The sequence below is a fragment of the Dellaglioa sp. CoH-57-MRSF-20 genome (assembly GCF_056781955.1).
This window is the reverse complement of record NZ_JBXAXV010000016.1, coordinates 1-1,264: the sequence shown is the minus strand read 5'-3', so window position 1 is coordinate 1,264 and position 1,264 is coordinate 1. Positions and strand designations below refer to the sequence as shown.

The following is a 1,264-nucleotide window of genomic DNA, read 5'->3' as shown; positions in this document are numbered from 1 at the left end:
CAGCGACCATCGCTTTTTGCTTTCCGAATTGCCTTTCGGAAAGCAAATGCCAAATCCTCACCATGACAGTCGGCTGGATCAAATGAGAACCCTAGCGTAATGGTTCTTGTCAGATCGCCACCGGACTCGTAGTCTACACTGATCGTGCGCCATCGTGGTGCAACCCATTCGGGAATATCATGCGAAAACTCCACTTTAGCTACCATAACTTCCCCTTAATACGTGCGAATCGTCGCACCCTTGAAGACGGCGCTACACACAACGCCCTCGACGAATTGACCGCTGGGGCTGCGCGCAGTGAATCCCGTATGGAACGTGTCGTCCTTCGAACAGCCGAAGAAGTCGTAGCCCGTGATCTTGATGTCCTTGAAGCCAGCACCGGTCAGCGTGTTACGTGCCTGATCTTCACGCGTGCATCCCGCGAGCGCCAGCGCAATTGCCGCAATCTTCTTCATTCTTCCACCTCGTATTCAATGTAGCCACGCTCCAGCATCGTATCAACCCAGCCCAGACGTGCCTGATTTGCGTGGCGTATCCAAGTTTGCTGCTCATCCGGGATCATCATACGTGATTCGGACGGGACTCCACGCTTCTGGAACGCCACCCAATTACTCAGTGTGCTACAGCAGAGCTGCGTTGACGCCCGGATATCACCTTCAATGAGATACACCAATTCCACGGCTTCATCACGAAGGTATTCGAGTTCAGTTTCCGGAAGCGTGAGGCCCTTCAGGATATTGCACATGAATTCCGAGTAGTCGCTGTTTTCTCCTTTCTCCAGAAGCTTGGAGCGTAGATGCGTCAACAGCGTGAGGTGGCCCGAAGTCAGAAACATCTTTTTCAACATTCGCATTTCCTCCACAGGTATTGCGTAACAGCATACTGCGCGATAATGGCCGCTGTGAAGGCGGCAAGAAGCGCTACTGTCCCATAAAACGGCCCGACGCGCAACACTATTTCCAGCGAGCCCATCCCCACAACAGCTCCCAGCACAAGAGCGCTAATTACGCCCAAAGCGCCTGCCACGTAGGGACTCACTTTTCGCCCCACACGCTTTTGTCAGCCTGATGCCACAGGTAGCTGATTGCCGCACTCGTAATCACGAGCCAGATGACAGAGGCCCATGTCCCGTGATCCTGCGCAATAAGCTTGTTGCCGATGCCAGACGCTACTGCCAAGACGCATGCGCTCAGCATGTTCAGCACAACTTTCGTTTTCTTGCTCATGTTTTCCTTTACATGTTGTCAATATCGACGTAGTGTTC

3 protein-coding genes are annotated in these 1,264 nt (G+C 53.0%); all 3 read right to left on the bottom strand.

All coding sequences use genetic code 11. From position 1 onward, the window contains the following. On the bottom strand, nucleotides 1-206 hold a 206-nt coding region (locus AC1RPN_RS07740; protein ID WP_481763643.1), incomplete at its 3' end, for a hypothetical protein. Nucleotides 207-215: 9 nt separating this feature from the next. Continuing rightward, entirely contained in the window at nucleotides 216-455 is a 240-nt protein-coding gene (locus AC1RPN_RS07735) for a hypothetical protein (protein ID WP_481763642.1), read from the bottom strand. Next, nucleotides 452-847: a hypothetical protein gene (locus tag AC1RPN_RS07730; RefSeq protein WP_281106403.1), complete on the bottom strand. Its 396-nt coding sequence runs from the start codon at nucleotides 845-847 to the stop codon at nucleotides 452-454. Before AC1RPN_RS07730 ends, AC1RPN_RS07735 begins: the two co-directional genes overlap by 4 nt. Nucleotides 848-1,264: the final 417 nt, after the last annotated feature.